Raw genomic sequence first — 15,737 nt, forward strand, 5'->3', positions numbered from 1 at the left:
AACTCCTTTGCCGTTAGTTATCCCTTCCTAAAGTAGAAACCAACAAAAAAGAAGCATAAAATCAACATTTCATTAACCAATGAAGTGTAAGGATGATATGTCTGCCGTACTGACCGCTGAACAAGCCCTGAAATTAGTGGGTGAGATGTTTGTTTATCACATGCCATTTAACCGTGCGTTAGGGATGGAACTGGAGCGTTACGAAAAAGAGTTCGCACAGCTGGCCTTTAAAAATCAGCCAATGATGGTGGGTAACTGGGCGCAAAGCATTTTGCACGGCGGGGTCATTGCGTCGGCGCTGGATGTCGCCGCAGGTCTGGTGTGCGTGGGAAGTACCTTAACCCGCCACGAAACCATCAGTGAAGATGAACTACGCCAGCGGCTATCGCGGATGGGGACCATTGATCTTCGCGTCGATTATCTGCGCCCAGGCAGGGGTGAGCGTTTTACTGCTACCAGTAGTCTGTTGCGTGCGGGCAATAAAGTCGCCGTCGCCCGCGTTGAATTACACAATGAAGAACAGCTTTATATAGCCAGTGCCACCGCCACCTATATGGTAGGTTGATAACGTAAAAGCAGGTAAACTGCTTTTACCAATAAAAAATGAGTTTTGCCAATGGACACCAAACAAACGCGGCAGGGCGTATTACTCGCTCTTGCCGCTTATTTTATTTGGGGTATTGCGCCAGCGTACTTCAAGCTGATTTACTACGTGCCCGCCGATGAGATCCTGACGCATCGCGTGATCTGGTCGTTTTTCTTTATGGTGGTGCTGATGAGCATCTGCCGCCAGTGGTCTTATTTAAAAACGCTAATTCAGACGCCACAGAAAATTTTTATGCTGGCCGTCTCTGCCGTGCTGATTGGTGGCAACTGGCTACTGTTTATCTGGGCGGTGAACAATCACCATATGCTGGAAGCGAGCCTCGGTTATTTTATTAACCCACTGGTGAATATAGTGCTGGGAATGATTTTCCTCGGCGAGCGATTCCGCCGGATGCAATGGCTGGCGGTGATTCTGGCGATATGTGGTGTGTTGGTCCAGCTCTGGACTTTTGGTTCACTGCCAATCATCGCGCTGGGGCTGGCGTTTAGTTTTGCCTTCTACGGCCTGGTACGCAAGAAAATTGCCGTTGAAGCGCAAACCGGCATGTTAATCGAAACTATGTGGCTGCTGCCCGTCGCGGCGATTTATCTGTTTGCTATTGCCGACAGCTCAACCAGCCATATGGGGCAAAATCCGATGTCGCTGAATTTACTGCTGATCGCCGCCGGTATTGTCACCACCGTTCCACTGTTGTGTTTTACTGCGGCTGCGACACGCCTGCGTCTCTCAACGTTAGGCTTTTTCCAGTATATTGGCCCGACGCTGATGTTCCTGCTGGCTGTGACGTTTTATGGTGAAAAACCGGGTGCCGATAAGATGGTGACCTTCGCCTTTATTTGGGTGGCGCTAGCAATTTTTGTGATGGATGCGATTTATACGCAGCGTAGAACGTCCAAATAAAAAATAAATATATTCTGAAAAAATATGCCTGCTCTTGCATGAGAGTGGGCATATTGTCATGCTGACAGGAGACTCACACAAGGATGTAAAATTTATGTTGCGTATATTTATCCCAACATCTAACGGTAAGATTTCCAGACGTCGTTATATATTTTCATTTATTTTAATAAATTTCATTTTTGCCTTTCTTATTATCTTTTTTAACGATGGGGACGCAGGTTTTCTTGTTATTGTCTCTACCATCGCACTCCATTATCTCGTCATCAACATGAATTGCCAACGACTCCGTGATAGTGGTTTCATATATATAAAAACTTATGTTTTTGGTACATTAGCAGTATATATCATCTCTATCATCACAATGATAGCCGAACATTTTGATTGTTCAGGCAATGGTTCGATGATTTTTTTGATTTGTTATTTTTCCACTTTCAGTATGCTAATGCTTGCACCTACTGATTCATCAAAACAATAGTTATGGAGTATTTATGAGTAAGGAATATATGAACGATGGTTCATTAAGTGAAAAATGGAAATATCGCTTTAGTTTTTATGATCAACATGGCTTTCCTGGATTCTGGGGGGCAACACCAGAATATAAAGCAGCATTTAAAGCATTAAAAGTAAGACAACGATTAACTATTCAAATTAATTTCATTGCTTTCTTCTGTTCCTGGATCTATCTATTTGCTCTGGGTTTATGGAAAAAAGCAATTATAGTTCTATTACTTTGCATTCTATCTCTATTTGTTGGTGCACTAATTGGCGTTAACATTTTGGGAATTGCCGTAGCAGCCTATGTTGCTGTTAACACGAACAAATGGTTTTATGAGAAAGAGGTAAAAGGGTTAAATACCTGGAGCCTTTGAATAACTGGTGGCTTAGCCGGGCTAAACCACCACTCTCGTTTTTTACAACCAGTTCTTCCGTTTAAAGTACAGATACGGTGCCAGGCCCGCGAGGATCATAAAGATAATCGCGCCTGGGTAGCCGAAACTCCACTTCAGTTCCGGCATAAACTCAAAGTTCATGCCATAGCTGGAAGCAACCAGCGTCGGTGGCAGGAATACCACGGATACCACCGAGAAGATTTTGATGATGCGGTTCTGCTCGATATTGATAAAGCCCATCGCCGCCTGCATCAGGAAGTTCACCTTCTGGAACAGGGATTCGTTATGCGGCAGCAGGGATTCGATATCTCGCAGGATTTCACGCGCCTGTTCCAGTTGTCCACCCGGTAAACGCGCTTTACGCACCAGGAAATTGAGCGCACGCTGGGTATCCATAAGACACAGGCGAACTTTCCAGCCGATATCTTCCAGCTCCGCCAGTGTGGAGAGTGCTTCGTCGTACTCATCGCCCTGATGCCCTTCCATAATTACCCGGCTCAACTGCTCCAGGTCGCTGTAGATATTTTCAATTTCATCTGCCAACTGTTCGATTTTGGTTTCGAACAGATCCAGCAGCAGCTCGTAGGCGTTACCGTCCACCATTGACTGGCTACGGGCACGCATACGATACAGACGAAAAGCGGGCAGTTCACGCTCACGCAGAGTAAACAGACGACCATCACGGATGGTAAATGCCACAGTGGAGTTACCGGCGTGATCTTCCGCATCTTCAAAGAAGAAGAAGGAGTGAATATGCAGGCCGTCATCGTCTTCAAAGAAACGTGCCGATGCTTCGATGTCTTCCAGTTCCGGGCGGGTTGCCAGGCTCTGGCCAAGTTCAGATTGTACGCGCAGTCGCTCGTCGTCGTCCGGTTCGACAAGATCAATCCATACTGCATTTACAAGGGGTTGTGACTCTTCGACTTCCAGCCGGGTCAGTCGGTTATTTTCCAGTTGAAATGCGCTCAGCATGACCGGGACTCCCAATGCTTAAAATATCGGACAGTTCGGTGGGCACACAGAAACAAATTGGGTTTCAGACCATTAAACAGCCTGACTCAGCGCGACGGGAAAAATTGAGGTCGCTGACAACCGCTAAGGCTATCAGCAAAAAGGGATAGCCTTAGGAGTTGATCCTGGATGACAGGATAATGAGCCAGTATCTACTGGGTGTGTCCAAGGCGAATGTCCTCTTAGAGTGATCGTGCGCGCATGTTACGCCAGCAAAATTTTGCCGTCAACACGCAACAGAACACCACAGAACAATAGTTGAACTTCGCGCTTTTTGGTACTCGTCAAGGTCGCTAACAGGATAAAAAAATCCCACATCCAGGACCTATAATGGCGCATCGGCTACTCATTGGTAAAGGAATGATCACCTTGAATCTCAAACGGATTTTTCTCGCCCTCACCTTACTTCCCTTGTTTGCTGTTGCCGCTGATGATTGCGCACTATCAGATCCGACACTGACCATACAGGCGTATACCGTTAATCCTCAAACAGAGCGGGTGAAAATGTACTGGCAAAAAGCCAATGGCGAAGCGTGGGAAACGTTACATGCGCTGCTGACGGATATTAATAGTCAGGGTCAGGTGCAAATGGCGATGAACGGCAGCATATATGATGAAAGCTATGCGCCGCTCGGTTTGTACATCGAAAACGGTCAGCAGAAGGTGGCGTTAAATCTCGCTTCAGGTGAAGGGAATTTCTTTATCCGTCCTGGCGGTGTGTTTTATGTCGCGGGAGATAAAGTCGGCATCGTTCGTCTGGATGCCTTTAAAACCAGTAAAGAGATTCAGTTCGCGGTGCAGTCAGGGCCAATGTTGATGGAAAACGGCGTCATTAATCCGCGTATTCATCCCAACGTCGCCTCACGCAAAATTCGTAACGGTGTTGGGATTAATAAACAAGGGAACGCCGTGTTTTTGTTGAGCCAGCAGGTGACAAATTTTTATGATTTTGCCTGTTATGCCAAAACGAAACTGAACGTTGAGCAACTGCTTTATCTTGATGGCACGATTTCACATATGTATGTGAAAGGCGGGGCAATCCCGTGGCAACGCTATCCTTTTGTTACCATGATTTCCGTCGAGCAGAAAAGTTAAAACAACCGTTTTGTGTCACTGAATATGGTGCAGATGCCGGATGCGGCGTAAACGCCTTACCCGGCCTACATGACATTGCAATTTATTGAATCTACATGATTTTGTAGGCCGGATAAGGTGCGCAGCACCGCATCCGGCAACGTTATACCGTCTCCAGCCGGGCGTAAGCCGCCACCAGCCACTTAATACCCTGGCCCTGGAATGCCACCTGCAAACGGCTATGTTCACCGCTGCCTTCCATATTGACGATAGTCCCTTCACCAAACTTGGCGTGCCGTACGCGCTGGCCGAGTTTGTAACCGCTGTCGTTCTCGACCATCGGCGTACCCATCCGCTGATGGCTGACAGGACGGCTTACCGTAGCGCGCAGGCGCACCTCTTCCACACACTCTTCCGGCAGCTCACCAATAAAGCGCGACGGGCGATGGTAAACCTCTTTGCCATACAGACGGCGGGTTTCCGCGTAGGTCAGCGTCAGTTTCTGCATCGCGCGGGTTACGCCAACGTAGGCCAGACGGCGTTCTTCTTCCAGACGCCCGCCTTCATCCAGCGACATCTGACTTGGGAAAATCCCCTCTTCCATACCGACAATAAACACCTGCGGGAATTCCAGACCTTTCGCCGAGTGTAGCGTCATCAGCTGTACCGCATCCTGCCAGGTATCCGCCTGCCCTTCACCTGCTTCCAGTGCCGCATGGGAGAGGAACGCCTGCAGCGGCATTAAATCTTCGTCTTCTTCGTTGTAGCTGAACTGGCGCGTTGCCGTCACCAGTTCCTCTAAGTTTTCGATACGCGTCTGGCCTTTTTCGCCCTTCTCTTGCTCGTACATGGTGCGCAGTCCGGAGTCTTTAATTACCCGATCAGTCTGTACATGCAGCGGCATATCGGCAGTTTCTTGCGCTAAGGCGTCGATCAGTTCCATAAACCGTTGCAAAGCGCTGGCAGCACGTCCGGCGAGGGCTTTTTCCTGCAACAGTTCACGACATGCCTGCCAGAGTGTTAACTGGCGATCGCGCGATGTCTGACGTACCACGTCCAGCGTCCGGTCACCAATACCCCGCGTTGGCGTATTCACCACGCGCTCAAAGGCCGCGTCGTCGTTACGGTTGGCAATCAGGCGCAGATACGAGAGCGCATCTTTGATTTCCTGGCGTTCGAAGAAGCGCATCCCGCCATAAATACGGTACGGCATACTGGCTTGTAATAACGCCTCTTCCAGTACACGCGACTGGGCATTGCTACGATAGAGAATGGCGCACTCGGCGAGCGCCCCGCCGTTGTCCTGCCAGGTCTTGATGCGGTTAACAACAAAACGCGCTTCGTCGAGTTCGTTAAAAGCGCAATAGAGGGAAATCGGCTCACCGTCCGCGCCATCGGTCCACAACTTTTTACCCAAACGCCCGTTGTTGTTTTCAATCAGGGCGTTCGCCGCGCTCAGGATATTGCTAGTGGAGCGGTAGTTTTGCTCCAGACGGATAGTTTCGGCACCGGGGAAATCATTGAGGAAACGCTGAATATTCTCCACCTGCGCCCCGCGCCAGCCGTAGATTGACTGGTCGTCATCGCCAACGATCATCACTTTGCCAGTATCGCCCGCCAGCAGGCGGATCCACGCATACTGAATGTTGTTGGTATCCTGGAATTCGTCCACCAGGATATTGGTAAAACGTTCGCGGTAGTGTTGCAGGATATGCGGCTTGTTAAGCCACAGTTCGTGGGCGCGTAGCAGTAGTTCAGCGAAGTCTACCAGGCCCGCGCGGTCGCACGCTTCCTGATACGCCTGGTACACCTTCTGCCAGGTCTGCTCCACCGGATTACCGTAGCTTTGAATATGATGCGGACGCAGCCCTTCATCTTTCTGGCTGTTGATGTACCACATTGCCTGGCGCGGCGGCCACTGCTTCTCGTCGAGGTTCATGGCTTTGATCAGACGCTTAAGCAGGCGCAGCTGGTCTTCGCTGTCGAGGATCTGGAAATCCTGCGGCAGGTTGGCGTCCATATGGTGCGCACGCAGCAGACGGTGTGCCAGCCCGTGGAAAGTGCCGACCCACATACCGCCCTGGCTGGTACCCATCAGTTGCCCGATACGATGGCGCATTTCCGCCGCCGCTTTGTTGGTAAATGTCACCGCCATAATCGAGTACGGCGAGCAGTTTTCCACGCTCATCAGCCAGGCGATACGATGCACCAGTACGCGCGTCTTACCACTGCCCGCGCCCGCCAGCACCAGAAGGTTGCTGCGTGGCGCGGCCACCGCTTCGCGCTGTTTGTCATTAAGGCTGTCGAGCAGGTAAGAAACGTCCATTGGCACCGCCGCGTAAAAATAGGTTGGGCGGAGAAGCGCAACGCCCTCCGCCAAAAAGCTGGGTATATATACAGATTTGCTGATTATATCAGCGAGGTCAGAGATGCCAACCGGGAAATTTCCAGATGCGGGAGTAAACGGCTGTCCCAGGTTTGCATCAGATCGCCATTTTCCGGTCTGATCCAACAGGCCTGCATTCCGCTGCGAATTGCCCCACCCACGTCAGTGGTGAGATCGTCCCCGACATGTAAGATCTCGCTGATCGGCACGTTGAGTTTTTCCGCCGCCAGGAAGTACATATCGCTGAACGGTTTTGAGCGCCCGTGCGGGCCAGCACGCAGCACAAACTCAAAATAATCCCCCAAACCAAACAGCTCCGGCTGGGCGTTACCGTTGGTGATCGCCACCAGCGGCCATTTCTTCGCCAGCTGTTTTAAGGTGTCGTGCGTTTGCTGCGGAACGTCGATCCGGCTACGCCATTTGGCAAAGTTGATCATTGCCGCGTGTGCGCCTGCACTGGCTTCTTCTGCGCTCAGCCCGGCGTCGAGCATCGCTTGTTCTATTGAGCGAAAACGCCAGCGCGTCACATCATGATAAATCTCGGGTTCCGCTTCCCGTACCGCCTGACGCAGACGTTGCAGATCTTCATTCTGGAAGCTGCGCAGCGCCGGATGGTAATTTTGCACAAAGGTAAGCGCCTCCTGCTCAGTGCGCAAAATCACCGGACGGTTATCGTAAAGGGTATCATCCAGGTCAAAGGTGAGCGCCGAGATGCGCCCCAAAGGCCGGTAAAAACGCATTATTTCCCCCGTTTGGCGCGTGGATGCGCCGCATCGTACACCGAGGCAAGGTGTTGAAAATCAAGATGAGTATAGATTTGCGTGGTAGAAAGGTTGGCATGACCCAGCAGCTCCTGTACACCACGAAGATCACCGCTCGACTCCAGCATATGCGTAGCGAACGAGTGACGTAATTTATGCGGGTGAACGTGATTATTCAGCCCTTGTTTTATGCCCCATTCGGCAAAGCGTTTCTGTACATTACGCGCGGAGATACGCTTGCCCAGTTTCGACAGGAAAAGCGCGTCGTCTTCGCTACCAAACAGGTCGCGCAAATCAAGCCAGTGCTCAATCCACGCCACGGCGTTACGACCAATCGGCAGGCGGCGCTCTTTGCTGCCTTTCCCCATCACCCACACTTCGCCGGACTCCAGGTCGAGGTGTTTGATATCGAGCCCCACCAGTTCGGAAAGACGCAGACCCGCACCGTACATTACTTCCAGCATTGCCCGATCGCGCACGGCGAGGGGATCGTTGATATCAATATCCAGCAGCCGATTTATATCATCGACGTCGATATTTTTCGGCAGATGACGCGGCGCTTTCGGTGCCGAAACACCTTTCGCCGGGTTAGCTTTGAGTTCGTTCTGGCTGACCAGCCAGTCAAAAAAGCTACGTAGCGCAGAGAGGCGTAATGCGAGGCTTGCCGCGCCCAGCCCTTTACGGCGACTGCGTACAGCAAAATTACGCACCATCGTCACATCACATTGCTGCCAGCTTTGCAGGCCGTTTTCGCTGGCAAAATTGATGATCGCCTCAAGTTGGCGCTGGTAGTTAAGCAGGGTTATCGGGCTAAGCTGACGCTCCACGCTCAGATAACGTAGGTAGCGTTCTACATCGGTGTGTAAATCGGTCATACGCGTTCAATCCAACGCTCCAGAAGCTCCGGCAACATCAGCGCAATTTCATGAAGTAACTGCGTTCCCTGCCCTTGTTGATAGTGACTGGCATCGCGGCTGGTGAACAGCACGACACCCAAATCAGCATCGCTTCCCAGCATCGACATCGCCACCGATCCCACCGCTTTCGCTTCCGGTAGCACCACCAGCAGCTCCGGTCCGTTAAGCGGCCCAAGATAGTGCTGTTCCTGCCCCAGACGCTGAATACGCAGCGGTTCGAAAGACTGACGGCTTAATGCGAGATGAGTGTGGTTCGACGGCGCACCTAAGCGCCAGCGATCCGGAAACAGGCGCAGACTCGCACCTGCCAGGCCGAGATCGCGTGCCCAGCGGTGAAAACGCATCAGCATATCGTCGAGACTGCTGGCGGCGGTGAGACTACGCTGCAGGTAAAGTAAGCGATAGAACAAGCCTTCGTTGGCGATAGCCTGTTCCATCAACAGCGCCATGTTCTCTTCCAGAACATGAATATGATGACGTGCGCGGGCCATGTGCCACTCGACCAATGAAACGGTGCCGCGTACCGGATGCGGCACACGTATCGCTTCTACTGCGCGCGCATTGCGGATAAAAAACTCAGGATTTTTAATCAGATAATCGACAACCGCCCGGTCATCTAGCTCCGTGAGTGTTTCCTGCAGTTCTTCCCCTGGTTGCTTCATAGATGAATAAATCCGTCGTAGACATGTACCGCCGGGCCAGTCATATATAACGGGTGACCCGGACCTTTCCAGGCGATATCAAGACGACCGCCGGGGAGTTCCACGCGTACTTCTTCGGCCAGCAAACCTTGCTGAATCCCTACCGCCACCGCCGCACACGCGCCGCTGCCGCAGGCCTGGGTTTCTCCTGCCCCACGCTCATAAACGCGTAAACGAATATGCTCGCGCTTAACCACTTGCATAAAACCGATATTAGCGCGCTCCGGAAAACGTTCGTGGCTTTCCAGAACAGGGCCAAGCGTTTCTACCGCTGCAGTATCGACATCATCAACCTGAATCACGCAGTGCGGATTTCCCATCGACACCACGCCGCATAAGATTGTCTGCTCGGCGGCGCGCATAATATAGGTCTTTTCCGCTTTGTTAGCGCGAAATGGCACGGCAGAAGGTTCGAAGTTGGGTTCGCCCATATTTACGCGCACCAGATCGTCATCGGTGACGGTCAGAACCATCCGCCCGTTGGCAGTGCTGACGCGGATATCGCGCTTATTGGTCAGCCCTTTCAGGCGCACAAAGCGGGCAAAGCAGCGCGCGCCGTTGCCGCACTGCGCCACTTCACTGCCATCAGCATTGAAAATGCGATAGTGAAAATCCAGTTCAGGATCATACGGCGGCTCAACCACCAGCAGCTGGTCAAACCCTACCCCCAGGTGCCGATCCGCCAGGCGACGAATCAGCTCCGGTGAAAAAAAGACATTCTGCGTTACCGCGTCGACGACCATAAAATCGTTGCCAAGGCCATGCATTTTCGAGAACTGCATCATTTACTCCAATCACGCGGGTACAGAAACTGACTTTTAGTAATTCACCTGGGATGGACCATCGCCAGTGGCGCGGTCGTTTTTATCCGGCACCGTGGATTGCGTTTGCGTCTCTACCGGTTTGGTCGGTGGCGGTGCGTTTTTATCTGCAGGCGGGAAATAGAGCGGACCTTTCAGACCGCAGCCCGTCAGGCTGAAGAGAGTAAGTAATACAGTGAGTGCCTTAAACACGTTTTTCATTATGGATTGCCTGTAAAGTTCATCGCTTTCTGCTTTCTATCATCGCAGGAGAAGACGTAAAAGCAAGCGTTTAGCGACTCTTTATGAAGTCTGAAAAATGAGGAATTGCTGCGAGTATAACGCTTACACGTGAGGATTTATGTTTTGCTGGTAGTTTCGTGATCGGCACCTCGCGCCAGGATGGCTTTATGCACTATCGCAATGTGGTTTGTTTGTTGTCTTTTTTAGTTCCGTCAGCGTGGGGATGCTCGCTCGGTGAACCTGATCATAATATTTACCAGAAACAGGGAAAAGGCGTGGTATACCTGCGCCCTAATGAAGAGACAAATCTTTCGTTACCGGAAGTAAATTACCAGCGACTGCGTCGTTTACCTGATTTATTCATTGTTCCTGACACCCTGGACGATGGGGAAAAAGAACCGCCGTTAAACGACCTTACCACCGATTATATTGATCAGGGCGCATGGGCCTGGTATCCAAATTATGCTTACTTTAGCGATGGCCGTTTTGTTATTTATGCGGGCAAGATTGTACAAAATCCATCTGGTTATCCACCGGTCGATGTAGCCTCGTTCCATTCATGGGGCGATTTTGCCGTCGATAAAAACAGCATTTATTACAAAGGCCAACGGACAGATGAAAATGGCGGCAGGCAACGCGTCGATGAAAAAACGCTGCGCAAAGTAGGATTAGGTAGCCGTTGGATGCCTGATCGGCTGGGATTGGTGCTACGTGACGCGCATTTTCTTTATATCGATGGGCACCGTTTTGATAACCCAGAGAGTTTTTCCGTGATCGCGCAAAAATCCTGGGGTCAACAAGGGAAATTCGCTTCAACGTTTTTTCCCTGCATTGCCTACCCCTTTGGCCCGTGGGATATGCTTACCCGCACACGAACAAAGTTGCTGATCAATGGAGAGCAACTGGATGCAGATCCGGACAATTTTTCTGTCGTTCGCTGGATGCCCGGCACCCTGTTTAGCTGGCGTGATAAACACGGCGAGCATCGTAAAGTCATTGATCAGGTTCGTTTGGCAAGGAATGAAGATATATCCCGGCAATGTGACAACTTTACGCTGTTAGAAAAAAAGGTGTTCTGGCGCAAGGGGCCAGATTGTGAGCAGGAAGAATTACCCAGTCTCGACCCGGAGCAGTTTCACCCGATCAGTGACATCGTGGCGCAGTATCAGGACAAGTTGTATGCAATCAGTAAGACCCCCTTCGGTGAAAATCAGTTGGAGATCATCACCCTGGATAACCCGAATCTGATCATCAATAAACGTTTTAATGCCGGAAGGCATCATGGCTATTTACTCACCCGATCAACAAATTGGGACGGACATGAGAAAGACGGTTTACAGGTGTTTGAATCCGTTGGCCCACTGATACTGCTGGACTACCGTGTGCCGAATGAAGCAGATGCACACCGTGGCAATAACCCGCATTACAAAAAATGGTTTGCTCGCGACGATCGTTACGTTTATGCATTCGATGGTGCGCAGCTTTGGCGTTACCCTACGCAATATCCCAAAGCGGCACGTATCAAAGCCGCTAAAGACGACTGGCTGAACGTCAGCCTTAGCCAGTTGGATGGTGAGATAATGAAAGATGGCTCATTTACTCCCACTGGCATCAAGCACACATCCTCTTTAAAACCCGCCAAGGCATACGAAGATGGGGACAATGAATCTTCATTTATCGTAAATAAATCGGGAGTAGGCTGGCGAAAAGCGCTTTCACCCGACCTGCAATGGAGTGAGTGGCATTACCTGGAAGGCATTGATCCAAAAAAGTTTCATCTGATTACCGAACGTATTGCACAGTACAAAAACCAACTCTACGTCGTCAGGCGCTCGCATTTTGGAGAAGATCGGCTCGAAATCATAGAGTTGGAGTCATCTTTGCCCATCAAAAATAAACCGATAAATACGGGCAAGGAGCGTCATTACTTTCTGCAAAGTACCCGACAAAAACAGGATGTGCAGGTATTCACCAGCAGCGGTGCGCTGATAGCAACGGAGCGCTTTGCTTATGACGATAGCTATGTCTACACCTGGATTGACGATCAGCTTTATCGCACACCCTCCCCCTGCCCAGCGAAAACATACGTCAGAGAAAAGAATGTCCGTGAAATTCATAATAGCGACATTATTATTCCGGTGACGGAGGAATCGTGCCGGAACGCAGCAGCAGACGGGTAAACTTTGAAGCCCTGACACCATGCCGCTATACTGCCGCCATCACCTAAAAACAGGAAACAACAATGAACGACAGTGAATTTCATCGCCTGGCTGATCAACTCTGGCTGACCATTGAAGAGCGTCTGGATGACTGGGATGGCGACAGCGATATCGACTGCGAAATCAACGGCGGTGTGCTGACCATTACCTTTGAAAATGGCAGCAAAATCATTATCAACCGTCAGGAACCGCTGCACCAGGTGTGGCTGGCAACCAAACAGGGCGGCTACCATTTTGATCTGAAAGGCGATGAATGGATTTGCGACCGTAGCGGCGAAACCTTCTGGGATTTGCTGGAACAGGCGGCAACGCAGCAAGCGGGTGAAACAGTCAGTTTCCGCTAAGATTGCATGCCGGATAAGCCTCGCTTTCCGGCACGCTCATCACGAAAAATACTGCTGTAATAGCGGCGTGTCGTGATCCTGATTGGCAGGCGGCATGTTGCCGATAGATTTGGTGCGGAACGGAATCACCTGTTCACGACCATCAACCTTCACAATTTGATAGAACTGCGGCAGGTTGAAGTTGATGAAGCTTGAGCCGTAGGTGAAACGGTCGTGCGAAGACGAGTAGAAGCGACTGACGTCACGCACCAGTTCCTCTTTGCTGCCTTCGCAGTGGTGATATACCTCAACCCGGTTGCTTTCGTCGAGAATGTAGATATTAAAGCCATTCTCGTCTTGCGTTTCTTCGAAGAAGAACTGGATGATCCCTTCGCTGGCAAAGCCGTCCACCACCGCCGGTAATTTGACGTGATTGGTTTCAACCTGCACTGACAGGCCGTGCAGTTTGTTATGCGAAATAGCGCCATAAAACTCGATGGCATTTTCCAGTTTCTGTACCGATACATTCAGGCGTTCGAAGAATAAGCCCCAGGTTTGACCAGAAACGCGCAGCGCCTTGAAGCGCCCGGTTTCCTGGCGGGTGCTGGAAAGACGCAGTTCAATGCACTCAGAAACCAGTTGCTGCACGCGAGTACGGATTAAGCCGCGCAGATGCTGGCTGTAGCAGAAGACTTCCACGCTATCTGGCGGTGCGGCGTCCTGATGCATTTTGCCGAGAATAGTTTTCAGGGCTTCGATCATCGACTGCTCGCCGTTGAAGTGCAGCGTACGCACTTCGTTCCACGAGTTGCGGTACAGCAGGTCCACGCTACCTACCAGGCAATTTTGATTCTCGCCAAAGCTGAAGACATCCAGCTTACGGAAATCAAAATGCACCACCTGATTGCGGAACGCAGCTGTCGGGTCATATTCCAGGTTAACGATAATCGCCAGATGGCGAATCTCACACGGGCTGTAGAGCGCTTTTGGCGTCGGTGCAGGCAGGCGCAGCGGGAAATGGTGCGACACATCGGCGACCATCTCCTGCAACTTAGGCAAATCGACAATGCCGTTGCCTTTAATATACAAGCGGGTGCGCGAGGTCAGCAGGCCGTTAAACCATGCCCACGCCACCAGTTTATTCAGGTAACGGTTATATTCCAGCGGCTGATGGCTGATGATCGACTCAATATTTGGCGCGCGGTTATACAGATACCAACCTGAACGGTTAGCCCGGCCCGGCGGCACATAAATAAAGGTCAGATTCGGTTCCGAGAGATCGGGTGAAATCTGCGGATTTACCAGCGTCACTTTACCTGGCAATGCTTCAAACGCGGCATACAGTTTACGCGTCAGCACGCCGATATCCTGCGGACTGGCAGAGACGCTAAGGTTATTGCGACGCGCAAAGCGGATCAGATTGCGGTAGCTCTGCATCATTGCATCGAGCAGTTCGTTGTGCGCCTCGCGCACCTGATCAATCTTCCAGTTAGCGCGGTTATCGAGCATTGCCAGACGAGCATCGTCCCATTCCCACTCTTTCACTAACTGGGTTAGCACTTCACGACGCCAGCCTACACAGGCGCGTTCACGGCTGAGTTTTTCGCACACTTTTAAATAGAAGCAGCGACGCACTAAATCCAGACGGGTGAAATCTTCAATCGCCGTCAGGTATTCAGTAACACGCTCCAGCATCATGCAGTACGGATCGAGACCAAACGATACAATCTCGCCGTCGTGCAAACGCTGTTTGATATCTTTCGCCAGCAGACGTGGGTTCGGGTATTCCCAGGAATAGGCTTCCAGCAGCAGTGTTTTCAGCACCGCTTTGTATGGGGAATCGATACTCTTATAGAGCTGCCAAAGGCTGGCACCAAAGTACTCTTCGGCAGAAAGTGAGCTTAAGCCGCCGAGATCCAGCCATTCATTAGGAGTAAGCACGCCCTGCGCGTAAAGCGTCATCACATAGTCGTCGTAATGCTCTTCTTCGTCACACGGCACCATATTCCACAGAATACGCTTACCCGCGAGACGCACGGCAGTGCGATAAAATTCGTCAAGCAGCAGTATATGCTGGGTGGAGCCACAATCTTCGCCCCCCAGGCTGCCGCTTTCATTATGACGGAAGCGATTTTCATCAATCAGGAAGAAGCTAACTTCCACGCCCAGCGAGGCGGCCCAGCTTTCCAGCAGGCTGCATTTACGTTGTAGTAACTGGCGCTCTTCGCTATCAAGCCAGGATTGATGACAGACCCAGATATCCAGGTCAGAGGAACAACTTTGCCCTACGGACGAGGTGCTGCCCATGGTGTATACACCAGTAATTGGAAGCTCACCTTTCGGCGGATCCTGTACTGACATTCCACGATACAGTTCAAGCTCGTTCAGGTAGTGGCGTTGAGTTTCATCAGGCGTGTAAAGGCAAATGCCTTTGGGAACGTTACCATCAAGGTAACCCGGCATTAGCGGATGGTGATAGTGCAACAATGTCGGCAGTAGACTGTAGACCTGTTGGAATGCAGGCCCCATAGCAGCAAGCGCGCGATCCACGCGCAATTGATTTATGGCATCCAGTCTCTGTTTCAGAGTCTCAATATAGAGGTACAAGACGTATCGCCTGATTTGCTACCCGTCATGACTGTGATTCCGCCAACATCAACGGTAACACGCGGCATTCGGGATATTTCGTATGTCAAAGGTAACCGTTACCACTTTTCGCGCCTGGTTTTTTTAGTTTCACGACGAAAAAATGGTCTAAAACGTGATCAATTTAACACCTTGCTGATTGACCGTAAAGAAAGATGCGCTACATACAAGTGTAGCACCGTTTATTCTCTGTAAATTCCTTATTACGACGGCGTGAAACGCCTGTCAGGATCCACTGCCAGACCTCATTTTACGGTTT

16 protein-coding genes are annotated in these 15,737 nt (G+C 50.9%); 7 read left to right on the forward strand and 9 right to left on the reverse strand.

Annotated elements, in window-relative coordinates:
- Positions 1 to 97: 97 nt before the first annotated feature.
- From yigI to yigF, 4 genes are all read left to right on the forward strand, one after another.
- Complete coding sequence (gene yigI, locus AABJ99_RS23180; RefSeq protein WP_001277142.1) at positions 98 to 565, forward strand: acyl-CoA thioesterase YigI; 468 nt, start codon at positions 98 to 100, stop codon at positions 563 to 565.
- A 51-nt stretch (positions 566 to 616) separates the two neighbouring features.
- The gene (rarD, locus tag AABJ99_RS23185; protein ID WP_004025853.1) at positions 617 to 1,507 is read left to right on the forward strand and encodes an EamA family transporter RarD; all 891 of its coding nucleotides are present in this window, start codon (positions 617 to 619) and stop codon (positions 1,505 to 1,507) included.
- Positions 1,508 to 1,601: 94 nt separating this feature from the next.
- Positions 1,602 to 1,982, forward strand: coding sequence for a protein YigG (yigG, locus tag AABJ99_RS23190; RefSeq protein WP_021521448.1), 381 nt, complete (start codon positions 1,602 to 1,604; stop codon positions 1,980 to 1,982).
- 13 nt (positions 1,983 to 1,995) lie between these two features.
- The gene (gene yigF, locus AABJ99_RS23195; protein WP_039020289.1) at positions 1,996 to 2,376 is read left to right on the forward strand and encodes a DUF2628 domain-containing protein; all 381 of its coding nucleotides are present in this window, start codon (positions 1,996 to 1,998) and stop codon (positions 2,374 to 2,376) included.
- 42 nt (positions 2,377 to 2,418) lie between these two features.
- Here the strand turns inward: yigF and corA are convergent, their stop codons facing one another.
- Together corA and ysgD are read right to left on the reverse strand one after the other, a co-directional pair.
- Positions 2,419 to 3,369 (reverse strand): magnesium/cobalt transporter CorA, encoded by a 951-nt coding sequence (corA, locus tag AABJ99_RS23200; protein ID WP_000947159.1) that lies wholly within the window; start codon positions 3,367 to 3,369, stop codon positions 2,419 to 2,421.
- 151 nt (positions 3,370 to 3,520) lie between these two features.
- The gene (gene ysgD, locus AABJ99_RS23205; protein WP_212723238.1) at positions 3,521 to 3,577 is read right to left on the reverse strand and encodes a YsgD/CorL family protein; all 57 of its coding nucleotides are present in this window, start codon (positions 3,575 to 3,577) and stop codon (positions 3,521 to 3,523) included.
- Positions 3,578 to 3,738: 161 nt separating this feature from the next.
- Between ysgD and yigE the strand changes: the two genes are divergently transcribed.
- Positions 3,739 to 4,503 carry a phosphodiester glycosidase family protein gene (gene yigE / locus AABJ99_RS23210; RefSeq protein ID WP_000951158.1) on the forward strand — a complete coding sequence of 255 codons (765 nt, stop codon included), beginning with the start codon at positions 3,739 to 3,741 and terminating at the stop codon, positions 4,501 to 4,503.
- A gap of 142 nt (positions 4,504 to 4,645) precedes the next feature.
- On the opposite strand, the gene uvrD is transcribed toward yigE, so the two are convergent.
- The 6 genes from uvrD to lptM all read right to left on the reverse strand — a co-directional run bounded on the left by uvrD (position 4,646) and on the right by lptM (position 10,269).
- Positions 4,646 to 6,808: a DNA helicase II gene (uvrD, locus tag AABJ99_RS23215; RefSeq protein ID WP_039020288.1), complete on the reverse strand. Its 2,163-nt coding sequence runs from the start codon at positions 6,806 to 6,808 to the stop codon at positions 4,646 to 4,648.
- Between the two features lie 83 nt (positions 6,809 to 6,891).
- On the reverse strand, positions 6,892 to 7,608 hold the full coding sequence (yigB, locus tag AABJ99_RS23220; protein ID WP_001213568.1) for a 5-amino-6-(5-phospho-D-ribitylamino)uracil phosphatase YigB: 717 nt from the start codon (positions 7,606 to 7,608) through the stop codon (positions 6,892 to 6,894).
- Positions 7,608 to 8,504 carry a tyrosine recombinase XerC gene (gene xerC, locus AABJ99_RS23225; protein ID WP_000130687.1) on the reverse strand — a complete coding sequence of 299 codons (897 nt, stop codon included), beginning with the start codon at positions 8,502 to 8,504 and terminating at the stop codon, positions 7,608 to 7,610. Before xerC ends, yigB begins: the two co-directional genes overlap by 1 nt.
- On the reverse strand, positions 8,501 to 9,208 hold the full coding sequence (yigA, locus tag AABJ99_RS23230; protein ID WP_000812785.1) for a DUF484 domain-containing protein: 708 nt from the start codon (positions 9,206 to 9,208) through the stop codon (positions 8,501 to 8,503). Before yigA ends, xerC begins: the two co-directional genes overlap by 4 nt.
- Positions 9,205 to 10,029 carry a diaminopimelate epimerase gene (gene dapF / locus AABJ99_RS23235; protein ID WP_001160654.1) on the reverse strand — a complete coding sequence of 275 codons (825 nt, stop codon included), beginning with the start codon at positions 10,027 to 10,029 and terminating at the stop codon, positions 9,205 to 9,207. Before dapF ends, yigA begins: the two co-directional genes overlap by 4 nt.
- Positions 10,030 to 10,065: 36 nt before the next feature.
- Positions 10,066 to 10,269, reverse strand: coding sequence for an LPS translocon maturation chaperone LptM (gene lptM, locus AABJ99_RS23240; protein ID WP_000799889.1), 204 nt, complete (start codon positions 10,267 to 10,269; stop codon positions 10,066 to 10,068).
- 188 nt (positions 10,270 to 10,457) lie between these two features.
- Between lptM and AABJ99_RS23245 the strand changes: the two genes are divergently transcribed.
- Together AABJ99_RS23245 and cyaY are read left to right on the forward strand one after the other, a co-directional pair.
- Positions 10,458 to 12,470 (forward strand): hypothetical protein, encoded by a 2,013-nt coding sequence (locus tag AABJ99_RS23245; RefSeq protein ID WP_039020287.1) that lies wholly within the window; start codon positions 10,458 to 10,460, stop codon positions 12,468 to 12,470.
- 62 nt (positions 12,471 to 12,532) lie between these two features.
- Positions 12,533 to 12,853, forward strand: a complete 321-nt coding sequence (gene cyaY / locus AABJ99_RS23250; RefSeq protein WP_000999947.1) for an iron donor protein CyaY — start codon at positions 12,533 to 12,535, stop codon at positions 12,851 to 12,853.
- A gap of 39 nt (positions 12,854 to 12,892) precedes the next feature.
- On the opposite strand, the gene cyaA is transcribed toward cyaY, so the two are convergent.
- Entirely contained in the window at positions 12,893 to 15,439 is a 2,547-nt protein-coding gene (cyaA, locus tag AABJ99_RS23255; RefSeq protein ID WP_000281696.1) for a class I adenylate cyclase, read from the reverse strand.
- Between the last annotated feature and the right edge of the window lie 298 nt (positions 15,440 to 15,737).

The organism is Escherichia coli, from assembly GCF_036503815.1.
GTDB classification, from domain to species: Bacteria; Pseudomonadota; Gammaproteobacteria; order Enterobacterales; family Enterobacteriaceae; genus Escherichia; species Escherichia coli_F.